14 protein-coding genes and 4 pseudogenes are annotated in these 23063 nt (G+C 47.7%); 8 read left to right on the forward strand and 10 right to left on the reverse strand.

Translation table 11 applies throughout. From position 1 onward, the window contains the following. Window positions 1-101: 101 nt before the first annotated feature. The gene (locus JCM16496_RS03115; RefSeq protein WP_025832249.1) at window positions 102-1637 is read left to right on the forward strand and encodes a lipopolysaccharide biosynthesis protein; all 1536 of its coding nucleotides are present in this window, start codon (window positions 102-104) and stop codon (window positions 1635-1637) included. Here the strand turns inward: JCM16496_RS03115 and JCM16496_RS03120 are convergent. The 8 genes and pseudogenes from JCM16496_RS03120 to JCM16496_RS03155 all read right to left on the reverse strand — a co-directional run bounded on the left by JCM16496_RS03120 (window position 1631) and on the right by JCM16496_RS03155 (window position 10737). Beyond that, window positions 1631-2803, reverse strand: a complete 1173-nt coding sequence (locus tag JCM16496_RS03120; RefSeq protein ID WP_025832251.1) for a glycosyltransferase — start codon at window positions 2801-2803, stop codon at window positions 1631-1633. The genes JCM16496_RS03115 and JCM16496_RS03120 overlap by 7 nt on opposite strands. 11 nt (window positions 2804-2814) lie before the next feature. Beyond that, window positions 2815-3853 (reverse strand): annotated as a pseudogene (locus tag JCM16496_RS03125) (glycosyltransferase). A gap of 6 nt (window positions 3854-3859) precedes the next feature. After that, complete coding sequence (locus JCM16496_RS03130) at window positions 3860-4894, reverse strand: glycosyltransferase family 2 protein (RefSeq protein ID WP_025832253.1); 1035 nt, start codon at window positions 4892-4894, stop codon at window positions 3860-3862. Between the two features lie 16 nt (window positions 4895-4910). Continuing rightward, entirely contained in the window at window positions 4911-6677 is a 1767-nt protein-coding gene (locus JCM16496_RS03135; protein WP_025832255.1) for an asparagine synthase-related protein, read from the reverse strand. Window positions 6678-6721: 44 nt separating this feature from the next. Beyond that, window positions 6722-7894 (reverse strand): annotated as a pseudogene (locus JCM16496_RS03140) (glycosyltransferase family 2 protein). 640 nt (window positions 7895-8534) lie between these two features. Further along, complete coding sequence (locus JCM16496_RS03145; RefSeq protein WP_005827446.1) at window positions 8535-9203, reverse strand: bifunctional 4-hydroxy-2-oxoglutarate aldolase/2-dehydro-3-deoxy-phosphogluconate aldolase; 669 nt, start codon at window positions 9201-9203, stop codon at window positions 8535-8537. Window positions 9204-9298: 95 nt separating this feature from the next. After that, window positions 9299-9661 carry a four helix bundle protein gene (locus JCM16496_RS03150; protein ID WP_025832259.1) on the reverse strand — a complete coding sequence of 121 codons (363 nt, stop codon included), beginning with the start codon at window positions 9659-9661 and terminating at the stop codon, window positions 9299-9301. Between the two features lie 50 nt (window positions 9662-9711). After that, on the reverse strand, window positions 9712-10737 hold the full coding sequence (locus tag JCM16496_RS03155) for a sugar kinase (protein WP_025832260.1): 1026 nt from the start codon (window positions 10735-10737) through the stop codon (window positions 9712-9714). 273 nt (window positions 10738-11010) lie between these two features. Here JCM16496_RS03155 and JCM16496_RS03160 point away from each other — a divergent pair, with 273 nt between their 5' ends. From JCM16496_RS03160 to JCM16496_RS03180, 5 genes and pseudogenes are all read left to right on the forward strand, one after another. Next, window positions 11011-12066, forward strand: coding sequence for a LacI family DNA-binding transcriptional regulator (locus JCM16496_RS03160; RefSeq protein WP_025832263.1), 1056 nt, complete (start codon window positions 11011-11013; stop codon window positions 12064-12066). Window positions 12067-12181: 115 nt separating this feature from the next. After that, window positions 12182-13692: pseudogene (locus JCM16496_RS03165) on the forward strand (UxaA family hydrolase). 176 nt (window positions 13693-13868) lie between these two features. Next, window positions 13869-15199 (forward strand): annotated as a pseudogene (locus JCM16496_RS03170) (Na+/H+ antiporter NhaC family protein). A gap of 104 nt (window positions 15200-15303) precedes the next feature. Next, a complete protein-coding gene (locus tag JCM16496_RS03175) occupies window positions 15304-15852 on the forward strand; it encodes a 30S ribosomal protein S16 (protein WP_005837359.1) in 549 nt (182 codons plus the stop codon). A 123-nt stretch (window positions 15853-15975) separates the two neighbouring features. Then, window positions 15976-17073, forward strand: a complete 1098-nt coding sequence (locus JCM16496_RS03180) for a TlpA disulfide reductase family protein (RefSeq protein WP_025832267.1) — start codon at window positions 15976-15978, stop codon at window positions 17071-17073. Window positions 17074-17249: 176 nt separating this feature from the next. On the opposite strand, the gene JCM16496_RS03185 is transcribed toward JCM16496_RS03180, so the two are convergent. Then, on the reverse strand, window positions 17250-18221 hold the full coding sequence (locus tag JCM16496_RS03185; protein ID WP_128809415.1) for a uroporphyrinogen decarboxylase/cobalamine-independent methonine synthase family protein: 972 nt from the start codon (window positions 18219-18221) through the stop codon (window positions 17250-17252). 420 nt (window positions 18222-18641) lie between these two features. On the opposite strand from JCM16496_RS03185, the gene JCM16496_RS03190 reads away from it, so the two are divergent. After that, complete coding sequence (locus JCM16496_RS03190) at window positions 18642-20849, forward strand: anaerobic ribonucleoside triphosphate reductase (RefSeq protein ID WP_025832269.1); 2208 nt, start codon at window positions 18642-18644, stop codon at window positions 20847-20849. Between the two features lie 13 nt (window positions 20850-20862). After that, window positions 20863-21405, forward strand: a complete 543-nt coding sequence (nrdG, locus tag JCM16496_RS03195) for an anaerobic ribonucleoside-triphosphate reductase activating protein (protein ID WP_025832271.1) — start codon at window positions 20863-20865, stop codon at window positions 21403-21405. 276 nt (window positions 21406-21681) lie between these two features. Here the strand turns inward: nrdG and JCM16496_RS03200 are convergent, their stop codons facing one another. After that, complete coding sequence (locus JCM16496_RS03200) at window positions 21682-23028, reverse strand: threonine/serine exporter family protein (protein WP_025832273.1); 1347 nt, start codon at window positions 23026-23028, stop codon at window positions 21682-21684. Window positions 23029-23063 lie beyond the last annotated feature (35 nt).

Raw genomic sequence — 23063 nt, forward strand, 5'->3', positions numbered from 1 at the left:
ATCATAAAAGCTGCTAATTATCAATAATTTACCCACAAATCACAAAAAAAAGGGAGCATACTGTTTTTTTGTGTACTTTTGCCGGTAATAACAAAAAACTTATGTCTCAGGAGTCACGCCTTAAAAAATCATTGCTCAATGCGCGGGTTAACCTCATTTTTTATGTCCTGAGTTTAGCCCTATCATTTTTTTCCAGAAAAATCTTTCTGGATGCATTGGGCGCAGACTTTATGGGGCTGATAGGTACACTGAACAATCTCTTGGGTTTTCTGAACCTTGCAGAATTGGGTATCAGCACAGCCATCGGCTACGTTCTGTATAAGCCCCTCTTTGAACACGATGAAAGGAAAATCAATGAAATAATTTCCGTTTTCGGTTTCATCTACCGCCGTATCGGTTTTATCATTCTAAGTGCAGGATGTGCCTTGGCATGCTTCCTACCCCTGATATTCCCCAATAATGTCTTTGATTTAGGCATCATCTATTTTGCATTTTTCTCGTATCTGACCACTTCACTAATAGGATATTTTGCCAATTACAAGCAAACCCTTCTGGGAGCGGACCAGAAAAACTATGTAGTGACAGCCTATTTTCAAAGTGCCGTACTGATAAAGACTTGTCTACAAATGGGATTAGTCTACTATACGGGCAACTATTACCTATGGATTAGCCTGGAACTTCTGCTGGGCATTGTCTATTCCATTATCCTGAACTGGAAAGTCAACCAGGTATACCCCTGGCTGAAAAGCGAAGTGAAACAAGGAAAGCTGCTTTTCAAGAAATATCCGGAAGTAACCCGGTATACCAAACAGCTCTTTGTCCATAAACTTGGCGGTTTCGTACAGTTCCAAACCACTCCCTTCCTGGTATATGCCTTCGTCTCTCTTAAGACTGTGGCATATTATGGAAACTATACCCTCATTATAGATAAGATAAGTATATTTATCAGTAATTTATTAGGGAGTACCAATGCAGGAGTAGGCAATCTGATAGCCGAGGGAGATCCCAAACGTATACAGCAAGTATTCTGGGAGTTGATGGGTATCCGTTTCTTGATAGCCGGAACCATTTCATTTGCCCTGCTTCAACTGACCGGCGCTTTCATTTCATTATGGTTGGGAAGTGAATATGTATTGCCCCAACACATTCTGTATCTGATTATCATCAACTCGTTCATCAGCTACACCCGAGGTGCCATAGACCAATTTACCTATGGGTATGGTTTATTTCAAGATACTTGGGCTCCCATTGCGGAAGTAATCATCAACCTGACTGTTGCCATCATTGCCGGACATTTTTGGGGACTGTCGGGAATTTTGATGGGCAACATAACCAGTTTATTTCTCATCATAGTCATCTGGAAACCTTACTTCCTTTATTCGCAAGGATTCAAAATATCCGTTTTCCACTATTGGACGGGCTACATCAAGCATCTGCTGATTATACTGCTGCCGGGAATAGTATGCTACCATCTCTATCCAAGCAATGACTTTACACCGGAAAGCTCTTTTACACATTGGATTCTCTATGGAATGATTCTGATTTCCACTTATGGGATATTGACCTGCTCGTTACTCTATCTTTTCACTCCGGGCATACGTGCATTCGCCCACCGGATACTGAAAAGGCATCATTGATTGTTTTTCAAACGGTCAAAAACTTTCTCCCATTCATCCACCACACTTTGTATATCAAAACGTTTCACATGCTCCATACAATACTTTGACATCTCCCTGCGCAATTCCTCATCCTTCATCAATACGCCCAGCTTCCGTGCAAATTGCTTACAAGAGAAAGGAGGAACCAACACGCCGGTCTGTCCGTCTTCTATAATATCCGTTATAGCAGCGAACGAGTTGAATGCCACCGGAATCGTTCCGAATGTCATGGCTTCGGTCAATACCATTCCCCAGCCTTCAAAATCACTTGTCATACATAAAATACTTGCATCTCGGTAGAACGAATCAGGATTTTGGTATCCTGCAAAAACAACACGTTCCATCTTTGAAGACTTTTGCTCCAACTCCTTCCTTGTCGGTCCATCACCCACAATTACCAATTCCCAATCAGGAAAATCTTGATACAGATATCTCCAAATGTTAATTAAACGATCAACCCGTTTTTGATACCACTCTATCCGGCCAACATACAATAACTGTTTTTTCTTTGTCTCTATAAAAGTCTGTGTGGTATAAGTATTAGGATTAGCGATGGCGACAACCCGCTCCATATCGCCCGGATGTACCTTTTTCAGTTCAGGAATGAACTTTGAGGAAAGCAAGCAGAATAAATCTGTATAAAGGAAACAATCGTCATAACAGACTTTCAAATTCTGCCAATAATCGGATTTTATCTTCGGAATCTTGATTACACGAGCTATTCGCTTGACCTTTTCAATCCATGATTTGTTTCTTAAACGCATCGTGAGGCCAAACAAGTGATCATACATATTTAAAGGAGACGAGTGCAACACGGAAATTGTTTTTACCCCACTGATGTCTTTGGAAAAGCGGCACAGTGCATGATATGCCATAATATCTTGGTTTATCACAATATCAACATGATGTTCTATCAGAAAATTGCGATAAAAAGGAGCATTCTTCTCCACTTCTTGAACAGAAAAAGGGAAAAAATAAATAGGAGCAGGATATGGATAATCCTCAAGGGATTCATCACAAATGTTATGCAAAAACAACACCTTGTGTTTTCTCTTTATCAATTCTCTGCAAAGTAAATCGCTCACTCTTTCGATACCTCCGCGATGAGGATGAAACATTCTGGGATATATAAACAAGATATTCATAATGACCTCCGTTATTTTACTCCAAACATCTTCTTGAATTTTATACCTGACAAGAAACGCATCCACCCGTCAAAAGCCGATGCCCCCACTCTGCAAAGCAGGAATTTGCCAAACACATCCGCTTTATACTGTGGAAGAAAAAATCTTCTTATCCATTCTTTGTCTGATAAAAGGACTTGATGTAAAAAAGACAACCGTTCCTGCCGGGTATACTTATGCTCTGGTTTATAGATGGCCAAAATCACTTTATGGAAAAAGACAGTCAATGAATTCCATGTGCCACCCAATGAGCCATCCTCCAAATTAAATTTCTTTTGATACACATAGACTCTTTTCAAAAAATTGGAGAATGCAGCATATTCTGCCGGGAAGCTGTTTATACGTACAGACAATGCATCCATGGAATAGCCCACTCTATAAATATAATTATTATAATCACGAATAACCATAAAATCCGCATACATCAAGTAGTCCAACATAAACAGCATATCTTCCAGTCCGGAAACAAAAGGAACAAAGCCCACCCGGTATTGTTTGATAATCCGATTGTCGTATAGCTTGCTGCCTGCGTACGCAACACGCTTGTCTATCAAGTCTGTCAATATAAGATACATCTGTTCCGAAGCTATATCTTGTTCGGGAACGTGAAACGTCTGAAAGTCCCCATTTGGCAGATACGCATCAAGAGAACCGACTATCACTCCCTCTTTCGTTTTATCGGCAGGCAATGCACCGTACAGCCTTTCAAGATAACAAGGCTTTACATAATCATCTGAATCAATAAAGGTTACATATCTTCCACGAGCATTCATCAAACCTGTATTCCGGGCACAGCTCAATCCTGCATTAGCCTGATGGAACACCCGTATCCTCGTATCCTTCCCGGCATACTCTTCACAAATCTCCCCGCAACGGTCAGCTCCCGTCATCTACCAGCAACAGCTCAAAATTCGTAAAGGTCTGTGCAAGAATACTGTCAATGCACTGTGGCAAGTACTCTTCTACCTTATAAACGGGTACTATAATGGATATTTCCGGAAGATTATTCATATTCGCTCATTTTGCATGCAACACTGCCTTCATTTTTATAGACAACACCAACAAATAGTAGGCTGACTTTACAAAAGCCTTAAAATACAGATAGCCGGCATACGCAGGAAGCACATAATGGATGTTCTGCAACATCAGCTTCCATTCGGGGTGCAGGCCAGTCATCTCCAACAAAGACGCATACTTTTTGTTCCTGAATACCAAATAACTCTGATAATGAAAGGATGTGTCTTTCGTGAAATACAGAATACGGTCAAAATATTTCGCTTTCAGATTCTCAAAGTATATATATATATGCCGGTTATCCTGCAAACACCGGGAAGACCGGATAAAGTCGTAAATATAACCCAGCACCAGCACACGACATTCCAAATTACGTATAGACGGTGCCCGCATAATAGAATTCGGTTGCATAAAATAAAAGTAAGTTGCCTCATCAACAACATACATACTTTGGGCTATACATGCCAACTTAAATGACCATAAATCATCTTCGTGTACAATACCTTCCTGAAAATAAAGTTTATGTTGCAAAACAAAGAAACGATTTATCAGCTTGTTCACTGCCATGACATACCATTTTCCCTGCACATAAGTGGAAAGTACAAGAGCATTCCCTTCATAAAACCCGGTGCCTAATGATAAAGGAGGAGCCCAACGTCTGGCACCGGTCACCTCGTAATTGCCTATCACAAAATCCGGTCGCTTCTGCCCCGCTGCATCTGCCAAAAGTTCTATTGCATTCGCAGAAATATAATCGTCGCTATCCAAGAAGTACAGATAATCGCCAACAGACGCAGAAATACCGGTATTTCTTGCAGCAGAAAGTCCTCTGTTCTCTTCATGTTCCAGACATCTCACCACCGTTCCGCGCGGATGCGAAGCCACCACCCGTCTGACTATCTCCATAGAGTCGTCCGGAGTGCAGTCATTCACAAGAATAACTTCCAAATCCGGCCAGGTCTGGTTCAACACAGACAGCAGACACCGTTCTATGTACTTGGCAACATTATAAACCGGAATAATAATGGAAACTTTCATACTTTCAATCATATTTTCAGAATTTCACCTCACTCCCTTCCACAAACTCTTCCCACCACACAACAAGCGTCAACAGATTGAAATATTGCAAAGCCTTGTTCTGCCTATGCCAGAACCAACCGCCCTCCTTCTCTGCAACCAGTTCATAATCTTCAAGAAATTTCTCCACCGCGTCACGACGGAGATAATCGCCCATAATGCCGGAAGAGAGAATGAACTCCTTGAAAAAAGCCCGCCGTGCCTTGTCGCGGAAGAACAGCGGCATGGGTGCAAAACCACCCTGCTTCTTTTTCGACGTGATGGCTTCGGGAAGCAGAGGTTTATAATGGTGCTTCAACAAATACTTGGAAACGGAACGACCCCGCGCAATGTCCAGTACACTGTTGCCCCTGCACTTCAACCCTACCGGCAGCTCCTGCAGGAAATGGAAAAGCTCCAGGTCCATAAAAGGATACGTCAGATTGTTACCGAACATCCGTGCCATGCCGGACGCCTTGAAAAGAATGATACGATTGATTACAATCTCCAAATCGGAAAGAATGGCATGCTGCGCGTAAAGATGTTCGAAGCTGCGGATATCGGCCCGCAGAGATTTTACCGGCTCAAAATCTTCTTTCGGATTTTGCAGAAGGGCACACAAGGCAGAATCGGAGAAGCCGAAACGCTCCCCTTCCAGTATATGAAGTATCTTATCCAAATGGAAATTGATGCGGGAAAGCTTTCCGCCGGTATCAAAGGCTTCATGCTCCAGCAGACGGTTGATGCCACGCAGCAAGGGACGCAATCCTGTGCGGGCGGCCAAATAATGCAGCGCCACTTCGCGACCGGAAGTACCGAAATACTGGTCACTGCCGTCACCTCCCAGAATCACGTCGGGCTTGTCATCGCCTATCATGCGCATGGCACAATAGTTTACCATCAGCCCGCCTTCCATAAAAGGCTCACCCAGAAAACGGACAATGTGGGGCAAGGCAGTGATTTCCGTACCGTCAATCTCGTACTCGTGATGGCGGGTACCAAAGGTTTCGGACATCAGGCGGGCCATGGGCAGCTCCGTCCAGGTATCCCCTTTAAAGCCTACGGAATAGGAGTCAATCTGTCCGTCGTAAATGCTGCGCAGCGCAGCAAGGTTGGACCCGGAATCATAGCCGCCACTCAGCAGGATACCTACCCTGCGGCTATGGCCGATACGCCGGCGGATGGCTTGTGCATGCAATTCTCCATAACGGCGGGAGTAGACTTCCACATCCGGATTCCGTTCAGTCACGACCTTGGGTTCATGCGCAAAAACGCTGTCACGCTTCAGACCGGAGTAGAGCTTTTCACCGGCACCCAAAGAATGGACATCGGACAGAGCGGAACGGTTATTCTTCAGAATGCCACGTTGAAGGAATGCACTCAGTGAAACCGGATTATAGTCGAAACAACTTTCCAGCCGTTCCCCTAACACTTGCCAGGAAGTGGAAAAAGAGCCGCCGGTGGTATAATAGATGGGATAATGCGTACCATGATGGTCGCGCACCACTCCACACTCGTTTTCGGAATAATATACGATGGTGAACGAACCGTCCAGACGTGAGAAACCATAAGTAGGATCGGATAGAAAAGCGGCGGCGGCAAGTTTGGCGTTGGTATCATCCGGGGCTGCCTGCAAGACGTCCCGGTTGTACAAAGTACCGAAAAAGAATAGACGCAGGTGATGATTCTCAAAAGAAGGTTCCGGTTCTTCTCCCTCTACGCAGGCTGTACGCCAATCTTCTAAAGTGAATTTTCCGTATATCATTTGTTTGCTTATAGACTTGTTCAGTTCACGTAAATGCAACTCTCCTACTTTTCAACCACCCCATGCCTGGTATGTATAAAGGTCTTGTTTGCCCCACTCAGCTTGAAGATATTTCCTGCCATCAGCAGGAATGTATAGGGTATCTTTTGCAGGGCCATTGCCAGGCGGCTGGTGCAGAACCTTTTGGGAACGGCAACGAGCAGGGCCACAGCGAGCAACACCAAGAGCAGCCACCACTTCAGCCCCCATGTCCAGCGATAGACCGTAAACAACACGGAGAAGAGGAACGTGAAGCCCATCAACAGCAGGCGGGGAATGGAAAGCTGCTGGAAAAGCTTGTCGCAAGAAGTCCCAGTTACGCGCAGCAAGCGCCTTCCACAGAAACTTGGCGAAAATCTGGCAGTAGTGCCATTGTGCCGACAGCCAGCGGCGGCGCTGACGGGAGAAATCACCGGTGTTCTGTATCTTCTCATCGAACACAAAGGTTTCGGGCAGATAATAAAAGCGCTTGCCGCGATAGAGCAGGGTCAGCTCCAATTCACGGTCGAAACCGCCCACAGCCTTGATGCCCGCCATCGTATCACGAAACAAGTCATAACGGAACGCCATGCCGGAACCGATAAGGGCGGCCGACAAGCCCAGTTTGGCATGCCCCAGACGGAAAATGGTATTGTTGATTTCCTCACTGATGGCATCGAGCAGGGCCATGTCATTGTTCAGGTTCTTGGCACTCCGGTGGGTCTGCACAATCTCGACTTCCGGATTGGCGAAGAGGTCGTTAATGTCACTCAGATAATCGTAAGGGATGACATTGTCCGCATCGAGCACTAAAGCGATGTCATAGTCATTGCCGATGGCAGCCATGGCGGCATTCAGAGATTTGGACTTGGTGCTTTTCTCAAAATGCACTTCAACCAGGCGGATAGGCAGCGAAGCCAGGGAAGCGTTGGTTTCGGGCTGCATACGGTCCGAAATGACAACCGTATCAAAACAGTCGGCAGGATAGTCCTGCTCCAGACATGAATGGACGCACTCGTGTATCACGGCATCTTCGCGGTAGGCAGGAATCAGTATGGCAAAACGCTTGTGCTCCTTGGCTGGAGGGAACAGAGGCAGGTCACGCCGCGTGACGCCAGACTGTAAACCAATAGATACAGTATGTTTATTGCAAACCATATGTATAAAAGCCAATCGAGTATATTCAATATATGTTCCAAATTCAGAGCTATTTAAGCTTTAGAGTTGCTGCTTGTTTTTAATGGGTATCCGACACAAAGATACGAAAAAGAAGTAGAGTCTGGATAAAATATATAAAAAATGCGAAGAATATAGGAATAAAAAAACGAGCAAGCTCTCACGAACCCCTCGCCCCTGTAAGAAAAGCCTTTAAGGCTTTTCTTTTAAACTGCATCAATGTTACCTAAAAATCAATCTTTCTCTTTACCTGAAAAATAAAACTTCAATTACCTATTCTGAAAACTTCAAAATCCAATTTTTTACCTTTACCTAATTTACCTATTTATTCAAAACATTTAGCTTATGAAAAAATCTATTTTCAATCCTTTTACCTATATAACTAATATCCTTTATTGAAAACTGTTTTATTATTTATCAAATCCAAATGCAGTTTCCCAACTGCACTGCAAAGGTAAGTGTTTTATCCGCGCGCGCAAAACGCCGGCACATTTTTCGCATGTTTTATAACATTGTTTTAGAGTTTAAGGGTACAGTTTACACTTATAAACATTTTATTGTTCATCGAGAGTATACTTTCCAGTAAAAAACAAACCACCGAAGCGCCGAAACGCTTCGATGGCTGTCCCCTTTAAACACCTTTAAACAAAATGAATTTCTTCTTTATTTTCTTGCTTCGGCAATATAACCTAACGCTTCTTTACATTTTTCCGTAACATAAGTCCAGTCTTCAGCAGCGACCTTATCCTTCGGGAAGAGTTTGGAACCCATACCTACGCAGAACACACCCGCCTTAATCCAGGAGGTCAGGTTTTCCTGAGTCGGCTCCACTCCGCCGGTCACCATCAGCTTGGACCAGGGCATCGGAGCCAGCAAACCTTTCACGAGTTTGGCACCAAGCACGTCGCCCGGAAATATCTTACAGAGGTCGCAACCTGCTTCTTGCGCGAAACCTACCTCCGAAACGCTGCCGCACCCCGGAGTATAAGCTACCAGACGACGGTTACAAATCTTAGCAATCTCCGGGTTGAACAACGGACCTACAACGAAGCATGCACCCAACTGCAAATACAGCGCCGCAGTAGCAGGGTCAACGATAGAACCTACACCCATAGCCATCTCCGGGCACTCTTTTGCCGCAAACTTCACAACTTCCGCAAACACCTCGTGGGCAAAGTCACCACGGTTCGTGAACTCGAACGCACGGACACCTCCATCGTAACAAGCCTTTACAACTTTCTTTGCAACTTCTGCATCCTTATGATAAAAGACGGGCACCATTCCGGTAGAACCAATCTTATTCAATACTGAGATTTTATCAAATTTACTCATCTTTTTATTTACTATTTGACGATTTACTATTTACTATTTAAATGTTCTGCTACTTATTCTTTATACCATTAAGCTATTTACCATATACCATTAAACTATTTACTATTCATTCTTACCTTCATGGTCGTTATAGAACTGACTATTATTTTCAGAAGTTCTTCGTTTTCTTTATACAAATCAGTAAGTAACTCCGATTTTATTAAAGCGGTATCACCAAGAAGTTCTATCCAATACAAAGTTTCATCGAGTTCTTCTTCCACCATCTTCAATTTATTCAAGAAATCCTTATCTGACTTTCCCAAACAAGCAGCTCGATAATTGGCTGCAGGAGATGTTCCGGAACGAACAATCTGATTACCAATCGCTCTACCAGCTGATGTATTAGGCAACTTGTCTACCAATTTGACAACCCTTACCGCAAATACCTTCAACCTATTCTTCAGTTCTTCTGTCGTCATCAACAAGAGTATCAAATAGTAAATCGTAAATAGTCTAATAGTAAATGAATTTATCTCTGTACTCGTCCGCTTGCATCCCCCCCAGCCAGCGCTTCTACCTCTTCTGTGGAAACAAGGTTGAAGTCACCGTTGATGGTATGCTTCAAGGCAGAAGCCGCTACTGCAAATTCGAGGGCGGCACCCTGGTTGGGTTTTGTCAGCAAGCCGTGGATGATACCGCCTGAGAAAGAATCGCCACCACCTACACGGTCGATGATAGGATTGATGTCGTAACGCTTTGATTCGTAGAATTCCTCACCGTTGTAAATCATCGCCTTCCAACCATTGTGGGTGGCAGAGAAAGACTCGCGCAACGTAGAGATGACATATTTGAAGCCGAATTCCTTCGCCATCGCCTTGAAGATTCCCTTGTAGCCTTCAGCGTCCGTCTTGCCGCCTTCCACGTCTGCATCGGGCTTGAAGCCCAGACAGAGCTCGGCATCTTCTTCATTGCCGATGCAGACATCCACATACTGCATCAAAGGCTTCATGATGGACTGGGCTTTTTCTTTGGTCCAGAGTTTTTTACGGAAATTGAGGTCTACCGACACCGTAACACCGTGACGTTTGGCAGCCTCGCAAGCCAGGCGGGTCAACTCGGCGGCCTTGTCGGAGATGGCGGGAGTGATACCCGACCAGTGGAACCAGTCTGCACCTTCCATGATGGCATCGAAATCGAAGTCCGCCGCATCCGCCTCGGCAATGGCGGAGTGTGCACGGTCATAGATTACCTTACTGGGACGCATGGAAGCACCGGTCTCAAGATAGTAGATACCTACACGGTCACCACCACGCGCAATGAAATCTGTCCTTACGCCATACTTGCGCAATGCGTTGACAGCCGACTGGCCTATTTCATGTTTCGGCAACTTGGTTACAAAATAAGCATCATGTCCGTAGTTGGCACAGCTGACAGCCACGTTGGCCTCGCCGCCGCCATATACCACATCAAAAGAGTCGGACTGCACAAAACGGGTGTTTCCCGGAGTAGACAGTCTCAGCATGATTTCACCCAATGTAACGACTTTCTTTCCCATAATCTTTCTATGTTTTATTTAAATATGAAATTAATTTATTTCCTTTCAATTTATCATTTCGAAGCCTAAAAAGGTCTTAAACACCTGAAACTATGGAGAGTAAATCAAAATAATATTCGTTCTTCACAGTCTTCGTGTGCGGGCACAAAGATACAACAATTTTTGAAATACAAAAAATTATCATATATTTGTATCGAAAATATTAAGATTATAATTGTGTGCGAGCACAAGACATGTACTGTACTTTGTACATTGTAAATCGTAAATATACAGATGGAAAGAGTCAGAATAAAAGATATCGCCAAGATGGCCGATGTGTCCGTGGGAACCGTCGACCGTGTGATTCACGGGCGTAGCGGTGTGTCCGAGTCCAGCCGGAAGCGGGTGGAAGAAATCCTGAAACAACTGGATTACCAGCCCAATATGTATGCCAGTGCACTGGCTTCGAACAAGAAGTACGCATTTGCCTGCCTGCTGCCGCTACACGAGAAAGGCGAATACTGGACAGACGTGGAGACGGGCATACACAACGCCGTGGAGACTTACTCTGACTTCAACGTGGCCGTGCACCTCTCCTACTATGACCCGTACGACTACCATTCTTTTGCGGAAGCCTCCGGACAGATTCTGGCACTGGAGCCGGACGGAGTGATGTTTGCCCCCACCGTTCCGCAATACACCAAGCCCTTCACGGATGAGCTGACGCAACATAATATACCTTATATATATATAGACTCCAACATAAAGGAAGAGCCCGCCCTCTCCTTCTACGGGCAGAACTCGCACCAAAGCGGATATTTTGCCGCCCGCATGCTGATGCTGCTTGCCGGAGAAGACGCACAGGAAATCGTCATCTTCCGCAAGATAAATGAAGGCATCGTGGGGTCGAACCAGCAGGAACGCCGCGAGATAGGTTTCCGCGAATACATGCAGGAGCATCATCCCGACTGCCGCATCTGGGAACTGGACCTGCATGCCAAGCGCGACAGCGAGGACACACTGATGCTGGACGAGTTCTTCCAAGAGCATCCTACCGTAAAGAACGGAATCACCTTCAACTCCAAAGCATACATCATCGGGGAATACCTGCTGAAGAAACAGAAAAAAGACTTCAACCTGATGGGCTATGACCTGCTGCAACGCAACGTAGACTGCCTGAAACAAGGAAGCATCTTCTTCCTCATAGCACAGCAGCCCACCCTGCAAGGATTCGACGGCATCAAGGCCTTGTGCGAATACCTGATTCTGAAGAAGGAAATCACAAGGGAAAACTTCATGCCGATTGACTTGCTTACGAAGGAGAATATAGAGTTTTATTACAATAAATAATTGCATGTACAATTTAGCATTTACAATGTACAATTCGGCCATGCGGAAGGGAACTAATACTAACGCAGCGCAGCCAAATTGTACATTGTAAATGGTAAATGGAAAATTTAAAAAGATGGAAACAAAGTATCTGAAAATCAATCCTGCCGACAACGTTGCAGTAGCTATCACAGCACTCCCGGCAGGTGAAAAACTCACGGTGGACGGAAAGGAAATCACCCTGAACGAGGATGTTCCTGCCGGACACAAATTTGCACTGAAAGATTTTGCGGAAGGCGAAAACGTCATTAAATACGGATACCCCATCGGCCACGCCCGGAAAGCGCAGAAGCAGGGGGACTGGATGAATGAAAACAATATCAAGACCAACTTGTCCGGGTTGCTGGAATACACATACAACCCCGTCAACGTAAACCTCAATACTGCAACTCTAAACCTCAATACCAGCGCGCCAAACCTGACCTTTAGAGGGTACAGACGCAAGAACGGCGACGTAGGCGTGCGCAACGAGATATGGATTATTCCGACAGTGGGCTGTGTGAACGGAATCGCGGGCCAGCTTGCCGAAGGCCTGCGCCGCGAAACGGACGGAAAGGGCGTGGATGCCATCATGGCCTATCCCCATAACTACGGCTGCTCCCAGTTGGGCGACGACCACGAGAATACAAAGAAAATCCTCCGCGACATGGTGCTGCATCCCAATGCGGGAGCCGTACTCGTGGTAGGCTTGGGGTGCGAGAATAATCAGCCGGATGTGTTCCGCGAGTTCCTGGGAGACTATGACCGGGAGCGCGTAAAGTTTATGGTGACCCAGAAAGTGGGCGATGAATACGAAGAGGGAATGGAGCTGCTGCGCGAACTTTATGCCCGAGCCATCCAGGACCGGCGCGAGGATATTCCCTTGAGCGAACTGCGCGTAGGCCTGAAGTGTGGCGGTTCGGACGGTTTCTCCGGCATCACCGCCAATCCGCTACTGGGCATGTTCTCCGACTTCCTGGTAGCGCAAGGCGGCACCAGCGTACTGACGGAAGTGCCGGAAATGTTCGGTGCGGAAACCATCCTGATGAACCGTTGCCGCATCAAAGAGCTGTTTGAGGACACGGTGAAGCTGATTAATGACTTCAAGGAATATTTCCTCTCACACGGTGAACCGGTAGGCGAAAACCCGTCTCCGGGAAATAAGGCGGGTGGCATCTCGACATTGGAGGACAAGGCCTTGGGATGCACCCAGAAATGCGGCACGAGCTACGTGGAAGGGGTACTTCCGTATGGCGAACGCCTGAAAGTAAAGGGACTGAACCTGCTGTCTGCTCCGGGAAACGACCTTGTAGCCGCCACTGCCCTTGCCTCTTGCGGATGCCACATGGTGCTGTTCACCACAGGACGCGGAACGCCCTTCGGAACCTATGTGCCAACCATGAAGATTTCCACCAACTCCACTCTGGCAAAGAACAAACCGGGCTGGATAGACTTCAACGCCGGAGTTATCGTCGAGAACGAACCGATGGAGAAAACCTGCGAACGCTTCATCGAGTATATCATCAAAGTAGCAAGCGGTGAATTCGTGAACAACGAAAAGAAAGGTACAAGGAAATAGCCATCTTCAAGACCGGAGTAACTTTGTAAATTGAAAATTAAAGGCTGATATATGGAGGGCGGGACAAAACCATTTTGTGCCGCCCTTTGTTTTTGTTACCTTTGCAGCGGAATTGATTTCACCACAGATTACACCGATTAACACAGAATGGATTGAAAGATAGAAATCTGTGGTGAACCATTAATCTCAACCAAACAATACAACTATGTCAACAACAACCGATACAACCCCTAAACCCAAAGGCGGCTGGTGGGCACTCAGCCCGTTGGCGGTATTCCTTTGCCTCTACTTGGTGACCTCGCTCCTGGTGAACGACTTCTATAAAGTCCCCATCACGGTAGCCTTCCTCGCCTCGTCCTGCTATGCCATCGCCATCACGCGCGGCCTGAATCTGGAACAGCGCATCTACCTGTTTTCCGTGGGCGCCAGCAACAAAAACATCATGCTGATGGTATGGATATTCATCCTTGCAGGAGCATTTGCCCAAAGTGCCAAGCAGATGGGCGCCATTGATGCGACCGTAAATCTGACCCTGCATATACTGCCGGACAACCTGCTGCTGGCGGGCATCTTCATCGCCGCCTGCTTCATCTCCCTCTCGATAGGAACAAGCGTAGGAACTATCGTCGCACTGACCCCCGTAGCCGTGGGACTGGCGGAAAAGACGGGCATCGACCTGCCTACATGGTTGCCATCGTGGTGGGAGGCTCGTTCTTCGGAGACAATCTTTCCTTCATATCCGACACCACCATTGCATCGACCAAGACGCAGGACTGCGTGATGAGGGACAAGTTCCGCGTCAACTTCATGATTGTAGTCCCCGCAGCGCTTGTCGTGCTGGGCATCTACATCTTTCAAGGACTGTCCGTCTCCGCCCCGCCCCAAGTGCAGACCATCGAGTGGATAAAGGTAATCCCCTACCTCATCGTGCTGGGCACGGCCGTAGCAGGTGTCAACGTCATGCTGGTACTGCTGCTGGGCATCCTCTCTACTGGAATTATCGGTATCTATACCGGCACCACCTTCTTCGACTGGTTCGGAGCTATGGGGACGGGCATCACCGGCATGGGCGAGCTCATCATCATCACCCTGCTGGCCGGAGGCATGCTCGAAACCATCCGCTACAACGGCGGCATCGACTTCATCATCTCCCGGCTGACCCGCCACGTCAGCGGCAAGCGGGGAGCCGAATTCAGCATCGCCGCCCTGGTCAGCATCGCCAATCTGTGTACCGCCAACAACACCATTGCCATCATCACCACCGGCCCCATAGCCAAGGACATCGCCATCCGCTTCCACCTGGACCGCCGGAAAACAGCCAGCATACTGGACACCTTCTCATGCCTCATGCAAGGCATCATCCCCTACGGAGCACAAATGCTGATAGCCGCCGGACTTGCCGGCATCTCCCCCATCAGCATCATCGGAAACCTATACTACCCCTTCTGCATGGGAGCATGCGCCATACTCGCCATTCTGCTGAGATACCCCAGGAAATACTCGGGAGAAAAAAACATTCCTCATGCCAACAAATAACTCATAACTCATAACTCATAACTCAAAATCTTTTCTTACCTTTGCACCCGCTATTACGAGATAGTAGCATAATTCAAATCATTAACTAAAAACATTTTAATTAAATGGCAACAAAAATCAGATTGCAAAGACATGGACGTAAGAGCTACGCTTTCTACTCTATCGTTATTGCAGACGTAAGAGCACCACGTGATGGTAAATTTATTGAGAAGATTGGTACTTACAATCCTAACACCAATCCTGCCACAGTAGATTTGAAGTTCGACCGCGCACTTGACTGGGTGTTGAAGGGTGCACAACCTACTGACACAGTTCGTAACATCCTCTCTCGCGAAGGTGTTTACATGAAGAAGCACTTGCTGGGCGGTGTAGCAAAAGGCGCATTTGGCGAAGCTGAAGCTGACGCTAAGTTCGAAGCTTGGAAGAACAACAAACAAAGCGGTTTGGCTGCTCTGAAGGCTAAGGAAGACGAAGCTAAGAAGGCTGAAGCAAAAGCACGTCTGGAAGCTGAAAAGAAGATAAACGAAGAAAAAGCAAAAGCACTGGCTGAAAAGAAAGCTGCTGAGGCTGCCGCAAAAGCTGCTGCCGAGGCACCGGCCGAAGAGGCTCCTGCTGAAGAAGCCCCTGCTGCTGAAGAAGCTGCTGCCGAATAATAGTAAGCACAGCGTTATCGCTAAAAATGGGATTAAAACTATAAAAATCCTCTCCGGTTCATATCGGAGGGGATTTTTATTACTATATTTGCAGTTATAATCATTCATTAAAAAAAACAAGCAATGAAAAAGTTTACTTATCTGCTCGCTGTAGCCGCTGTATTTACAGCTTGTAACAGCGGAAACAACGGTTACACCGTAACCGGAACCGTAGAGGATGCAGCCGACGGCGACATCGTATATCTGGAAACTGTGGAAGGACGCCAATTTGTAAAATTGGACTCTGCTGTCATCAAAGGTGGAACATTTACCTTCAAAGGTACACAAGATACTGCCGTCAACCGCTACATCTCTTACAAAGCTGAAGGAAAAGACGGCGCAGCCATCGACTTCTTCCTGGAAAACGGCAACATCAAAATCAACTTGTCACAAGAAAACAACTCTGCCACCGGTACTGCCAACAATGACGCCTACCAGGAAATCAGAGCCCAAATCAACGGCCTGAACAAACAAATGATGAGCATCTACGAATCTATGTCGGACACCACACTGACCGACGAACAACGCGAGGCTAAAGGCAAAGAGATGGAAAATCTGGAAAACAGCATGATATCAGCCATCAAAGCCGGCATCAACAAGAACATCACCAATCCGGTCGGCGTACTCCTGCTGAAGCAGAACTACTACTACATGGATGTAGCAGACCTCGACCCTCTGATGCCCCAAATTCCTGCAGCTTACGACAACGACGAAGCCATCGTCAAGATAAAGAACAACGTTGAGAAGATGAAAGCCACTGCCGTAGGCCAGAAGTTTACAGACTTCGAGATGCAGACGCCGGAAGGAAAAACGGTAAAACTGTCCGACTACGTAGGCAAGGGCAAAGTTGTCCTCGTTGACTTCTGGGCAAGCTGGTGCGGCCCCTGCCGTCGCGAGATGCCCAACCTGGTGGAAGCTTACGCCAAATACAAGAACAAGAACTTCGAGATTGTAGGCGTATCCCTGGACCAGAGTGCCGACGCATGGAAAGAAGCTATCAAGAAGCTGAACATCACTTGGCCGCAAATGTCCGACCTGAAATACTGGAACTGCGAAGGCGCACAGCTTTATGCCGTAAGCAGCATCCCCCACACTGTGTTGATTGACGGTGAAGGAACTATCCTTGCACGCGGATTGCACGGTGACGAACTTCAGGAAAAGATAGCTGAAGCTGTTAAATAATAAAGCCGGACATACCGGAAGCTAAAGAAGAATGCCACACTTCGCAAAGGCAAATGCTATTGATTGCGCCTTGCGAAGTGTGGCATTTCAATTGATAAAGTGTGGCATTTCGGTCAATGAAGTGCGGCATTCGGGATGATGAAGTGTGGCATTCGGGATGATGAAGTGTGGCATTTTCAAGAGAAAATGCGTGCCGCCATTTCCATACCCAGCCGTACGGTTTCCCACTGCTTTTCCTCATCGGCCTCCGAAGGGGAAAGAAGCGCATTCGCATCCGGCAGACACAAAGTGAAACGCTTCAAGGGGATATAGTTCAACACGCTCTCGGTCTTCGCCTGCAATTCATCCAGTTCGTCTTCCTGGGGATAATGGGACAGCACGAAACCGAATACCGCCTCTTTCTCGTGTATAAACCAGAGCAGACGGTTGCGGTCGCACGCGCCACAGTCGTAATTCAGGAAATAGGCATCGGCCCCGTGCAGCTGCACCAGCATATCCGTAGGTGCATGGAATGCAACATACATCCCTGCAGGACGCTCGCGCAAAACACGGTTATTCAGCCGGACGGTATCTTCCATTATCACCGAATGCACCCCGTCGAACTGGACGTAGCGGCAACCGGCATCATAGAGTTGGGTAAGCAAAAGTTTGTAGCAGGAAGCAATATCATCCGTCAAAAGCCGGATGTCGGAATAAACGGTTTCTATCTGAGTCCGCTCCACGCGTTGAATAATCTGAGTCAAGAGTTCTGCCGGCGAAGGAATATGCTGTTTCTTCATCACCTCCCCGCCCGCAATGGAATCAAGGAATGCAAATTCTTCCAGAACCGGATGCCGGAGCAAGCCGAGCCGTTCCGTAACCTCCAAAGGAGAACCTTCGGAGAAAGGCTGGCCGTCTTTGGAGCGGATACCCTCCCAGCTTTCCAAAAAATCACGACTTCGGAAACCACCGTCGGAAACCACCTTCATGCCTCCCTGTTCCAGCCGTTCCACAAGATTGCGCACTGACGCATCTTCAACTGCCTGCAAAGTCTGCCGGCTCACTTGTCCGTTCTGATATTGCTCGCGAGCATCCTTCAATGCACGAGGTACGCAAAAAGCTCCAGCGATGTCAATTTTAAACGGAGGAAATACATTTGCCATATTCATCCTTTCTTTGATTATTAAAATAATGATACTTTAGCCCCTATGCCACGGGCAATAAAGCAATACAATTGAATGGCAACAAGAGACATTATCAAGGATTGAGAACCTTAAATAAACCAATTCGTTGCAAATATAACTAAAGAATCCGAAAATCCACAATCTGCTCCAAAGATTTATCTTCATTTGACACTTAAAAATTCAGAGAATGTTCAAGTATACAACAACAGCCAATAACGAACAACTTTAAAAAGCAATTCTCATTCAAAGTTTTCCATTCCTAAATAAAACACCGCTAATTACCAGATGATTAACACTTTTTAAATCAACAAAAAGTTTTCCAAAAAGTAAAACCTATCAATAACTATAATACCTTTGTTTCCGCAATTAAACTAAATAGATAGTCACATTTAAGTATAAAAGGTTATGATACAGACAGTACTCAAGCGCGACGGGCGCGTCGTCGGATTCAACGAAGAAAAAATAGCCACCGCCATCCGGAAAGCCATGCTGCATACAGATAAAGGGGAAGACCTGCAACTGATACACCAGATTACGGACCGCATCTCTTTCAAGGGGGATTCGCAGATGACGGTGGAAGCCATCCAAGATTTGGTGGAAGTGGAGCTGATGAAGAGCAGCCGCAAGGACGTTGCCCAGAAATACATCGCCTACCGCAACCAGCGAAGCATTGCCCGCAAGGCAAAGACGCGCGACATGTTCCTGGAGATTATCAACATCAAGTCCAACGACATCACACGCGAAAATGCCAACATGAATGCCGATACCCCGGCGGGCATGATGATGAAGTTTGCCAGCGAAACCACCAAGCCTTTTGTGGACGACTATCTGCTGAGTGAAGAAGTGCTGGATGCCGTCACCCGGAACTATCTGCACATCCATGACAAGGATTATTATCCCACCAAGAGCCTGACATGCGTGCAGCATCCGCTGGACCATATTCTGAAATACGGCTTCTCTGCCGGACACGGCGAATCGCGCCCCGCCAAACGCATCGAGACTGCCAGTATCCTGGGATGCATCTCGCTGGAAACAGCCCAGAACGAGATGCACGGTGGACAAGCCATCCCTGCATTCGATTTCTACCTTGCCCCCTACGTGCGCAACAGCTTCATCGAGGAAGTCAAGAACCTGGAAGAACTGAATGGAAAAGACTATTCACACCTCTATCAGAAGGAACTGGCCGACTATCTGCTACAGCCGTTGGACGGACTGACAGACGAGGAGCGCATCGTGCAGCATGCCGTCAACAAGACCGTATCGCGCGTGCACCAGTCCATGGAGGCGTTTATCCATAACATGAACACCATCCACTCACGCGGCGGCAACCAAGTGGTGTTCAGCTCCATCAACTACGGCACAGACACCTCTGCCGAGGGGCGCTGCATCATCCGCGAGCTGCTGAAAAGCACCTATCAAGGGGTGGGAAACGGAGAAACCGCCATCTTCCCCATCCAGATATGGAAAAAGAAACGGGGTGTGAGCTACCTGCCTGAAGACCGCAACTACGACCTCTACCAACTGGCCTGCAAGGTGACCGCACGGCGTTTCTTCCCGAACTTCCTGAACCTGGACGCCACCTTCAACCAAAGCGAGGACTGGAAAGCCGATGACCCGAAACGCTACCAGCACGAAGTTGCCACCATGGGATGCCGCACCCGTGTATTCGAAAACCGGTTCGGACCGAAGACCTCCATCGGACGCGGCAACATCTCTTTCTCTACCATCAACATCGTCCGTCTGAGCATTGAGTGCATGAACATCGAAGACAAGGAACAGCGCATTGCCCGGTTCTTTGCCAAGCTGGATAGTATGCTCGAAGTGACCGCACGCCAGCTGCACGAGCGCATGGAGTTTCAAAAGACCGCCTTCGCCAAGCAGTTCCCGCTACTGATGTCTGCCTTGTGGATAGGCAGCGAGAAGCTGAAACCGAACGATACGATTGCTTCCGTCATCAACCAGGGAACACTGGGAATCGGTTTCATCGGGTTGGCAGAATGTCTCGTGGCATTGCTCGGAAAACATCACGGCGAATCTGGCGAGGCCCAGGAGCTGGGACTGAAAATCGTGACCTACATGCGCGACCGTGCCAACCAGTTCTCGGAGCAATACCAGCACAACTACAGCGTGCTTGCCACTCCTGCCGAAGGTCTGTCGGGCAAGTTCACCCGCATCGACCGTAAGAAGTTCGGCACGCTGCCGGGCATTACGGACCGTGACTACTACACCAACTCCAACCACGTGCCCGTATACTACAAATGCAGCGCCCGCCACAAAGCGGAAGTGGAGGCCCCTTATCATGAGCTGACCCGCGGCGGACACATCTTCTATGTGGAGATAGACGGTGACGCCACCCACAATCCGGAAGTCATTATGCGGGTAGTGGACATGATGGACCAATACAACATCGGCTACGGTTCGGTAAACCACAACCGTAACCGCTGTCTGGAGTGCGGCCACGAAAATTCCACCCCAAACCTGGAAGAATGCCCGAAGTGCGGCAGCAAGCATATCGACAAGCTGCAACGCATCACCGGCTACCTGGTGGGGACAACCGACCGCTGGAACAATGCCAAGCTGGCAGAGTTGAACGACAGAGTCGTTCATAATTAAAAATTCCCTACTCATGCTTTCCATTCTCGACATTTTAGAAGATACCACAGTAGACGGTCCGGGCTTCCGGACCGCCATTTATGCTGCCGGATGCCCCAACGGTTGTCCCGGTTGCCACAATCCGGAGTCGTGGGACATCAACCACGGACACTGGATGAGTACGGAAGAGATTCTGGAAAAAGTCCTTGCCGACAACTTTGCAGACGTCACCTTCAGTGGTGGAGACCCGATGTTCCAGCCGGAAGGATTCACCCAACTGGCGCATGCCATCAAGGAGCGGAGCCGGAAAAACATCTGGTGCTATACGGGCTATACTTTCGAAAAGCTGCTGCGCAACCCGCGCCAAGCCCAACTGCTGAAGTACATCGACGTACTGGTGGACGGTAAATTCAAGAAAGAACTGAGGGATGAGGAACTCTATTTCCGGGGAAGCCGCAACCAGCGTCTGATTGACGTACAGACATCCCTGCAAAAAGGCGAAACCGTCATTTACCACTATAATCCGAAAAAGGGCATTTATAGTCAAACAGAAATGACTTGCGAAGAAAAGAGGTGAAATACGGAGTAACTTAATTCTCCTCCTCCGGGGAGGTTGCTCTCCCCCGATAACGGGGGAGGTGGAGGGGGTGAGTACCGAAGGGGAGGTGGTAGCGATACATATAGCATTGTTTTTCATCACTTTGTATTCCCTACCACCCCGCCCGTTGGGCACCCCTCCTCCGGGGAGGAGGGGAATTAAGTTACTCCGTATTTCACCTCTTTTCTTCGCAAGTCATTTCTGTTTGACTATAAAAGAAAGTGTTAAGAGGTTTTCAAGCCCCCCTCCACTATATCACCATTCTATAAATTTCCCTCTTTCCCTGCGCTTCTGCAGCTCCTCCTGAAGAAAGCGCCGCCTATCCTTGGCGATATACCGGCGGGCAAAGATATTGGGTACCGCTACCCCCAGCGCTATGCAGAGAATAATCAGTGAAGCCGTGATGCCGTTGGAAACGACCGCCGTCACCTCGCCAACCACGCCATGCATATTGATAAGCCCGAAAAGCGCACGATACATCAGCACTCCCGGAATCATCGGGATGACGGAAGGAATCGTCAGTACGTGATTGGGAACATGGAACCAATGCACTGCCTTCACGGCTATCAGACTGACAACCATGCTGCCCATGAACGAACCTATCACCGGTCCGTAACCCAACTCGAAATTGACAAAGTTACGCGTACAAACGGCAATGATACCGCCCACCGCAACAACCCACAACAAGCGCCGCTGTATGTTGAATATCATGGAAAATCCCATGGCAGCTATCGCCGCCGCAATGGCATACACCAGATAACTGTCATGAGGCACCATACTCAATTCGCTGAACTTTTTGTCAATCACGACATCCTCCACCGTCAGCAGGCGCATGGCTATCACAATGCCGAAGGCCATTGCACAGACCATCAGCACCGTATTCACAGCCCGCACAATGCCCACCTGGATATAATTGTCAATCATATCATCCACAAAGTTTATCAACGGCACACCCGGAACGATGAACAGTGCACACGCCAACAACGGATGATAGGGAGTTTCCGAGAGCCCGGCAAACGAAGACACATAGGCCAGGCAGGTGGAAACCAATGCGGCAATGGCAATACTCATATAGTGATTGATGCCGAACTCCATGCAACGGGCACGGACGCGGAAACCGGCAAAAGCACAGATGGAGGTAAACAGAAACGCCATCCAGTCACCGCCGAACAGCTTGCAGAAACCTCCGCAGGCAAAGCCGGCACCGATGGCAACAACGTATGGCACATAGTTCCGCTTCTTGTTTTTGATTCTTTCCAGTTCCTCCTCATACTGGTCGAGGGAATAGTCATTCTCAATGGCCCGCCAGGACAGTTTGCTGATTTCGGAAATGGCGGTCATGTTGATGCCATGCTTCTCGCATTTCTGGAATTTGGAGAACGAATGCAGGCCGTCGCTCACATTCACCACCAGCATGGTATAACTTACGTCGATGTGGAGCTTTTCTTCCGGCAGCCCCAGATAGGCGGCAACACGGTTCAGGTTACGAACAACACGGTTTGTATCAGCCGCACTCTCCACCAGCAGCTGTCCGGTACGAAGCAATAAATCGAGTTTCCTGCGCAGCAGGGCAATCTCATGTTCAGTCAAAGTCTTATCCATGAATCTTTTTACCTATTTTTTTGGAGCCTAAAGTC

The sequence above is a fragment of the Bacteroides rodentium JCM 16496 genome (genome assembly GCF_000614125.1).
Classification (GTDB): domain Bacteria; phylum Bacteroidota; class Bacteroidia; order Bacteroidales; family Bacteroidaceae; genus Bacteroides; species Bacteroides rodentium.

Coding starts and splice junctions, on each gene's coding strand:
- JCM16496_RS03115 (WP_025832249.1), top strand. CDS start 102: ATGTCTCAGGAGTCACGCCTTAAAAAATCATTGCTCAATGCGCGGGTT.
- JCM16496_RS03120 (WP_025832251.1), bottom strand. CDS start 2,803: ATGAATATCTTGTTTATATATCCCAGAATGTTTCATCCTCATCGCGGA.
- JCM16496_RS03130 (WP_025832253.1), bottom strand. CDS start 4,894: ATGAAAGTTTCCATTATTATTCCGGTTTATAATGTTGCCAAGTACATA.
- JCM16496_RS03135 (WP_025832255.1), bottom strand. CDS start 6,677: ATGATATACGGAAAATTCACTTTAGAAGATTGGCGTACAGCCTGCGTA.
- JCM16496_RS03145 (WP_005827446.1), bottom strand. CDS start 9,203: ATGAGTAAATTTGATAAAATCTCAGTATTGAATAAGATTGGTTCTACC.
- JCM16496_RS03150 (WP_025832259.1), bottom strand. CDS start 9,661: ATGACGACAGAAGAACTGAAGAATAGGTTGAAGGTATTTGCGGTAAGG.
- JCM16496_RS03155 (WP_025832260.1), bottom strand. CDS start 10,737: ATGGGAAAGAAAGTCGTTACATTGGGTGAAATCATGCTGAGACTGTCT.
- JCM16496_RS03160 (WP_025832263.1), top strand. CDS start 11,011: ATGGAAAGAGTCAGAATAAAAGATATCGCCAAGATGGCCGATGTGTCC.
- JCM16496_RS03175 (WP_005837359.1), top strand. CDS start 15,304: ATGGCAACAAAAATCAGATTGCAAAGACATGGACGTAAGAGCTACGCT.
- JCM16496_RS03180 (WP_025832267.1), top strand. CDS start 15,976: ATGAAAAAGTTTACTTATCTGCTCGCTGTAGCCGCTGTATTTACAGCT.
- JCM16496_RS03185 (WP_128809415.1), bottom strand. CDS start 18,221: ATGAATATGGCAAATGTATTTCCTCCGTTTAAAATTGACATCGCTGGA.
- JCM16496_RS03190 (WP_025832269.1), top strand. CDS start 18,642: ATGATACAGACAGTACTCAAGCGCGACGGGCGCGTCGTCGGATTCAAC.
- nrdG (WP_025832271.1), top strand. CDS start 20,863: ATGCTTTCCATTCTCGACATTTTAGAAGATACCACAGTAGACGGTCCG.
- JCM16496_RS03200 (WP_025832273.1), bottom strand. CDS start 23,028: ATGGATAAGACTTTGACTGAACATGAGATTGCCCTGCTGCGCAGGAAA.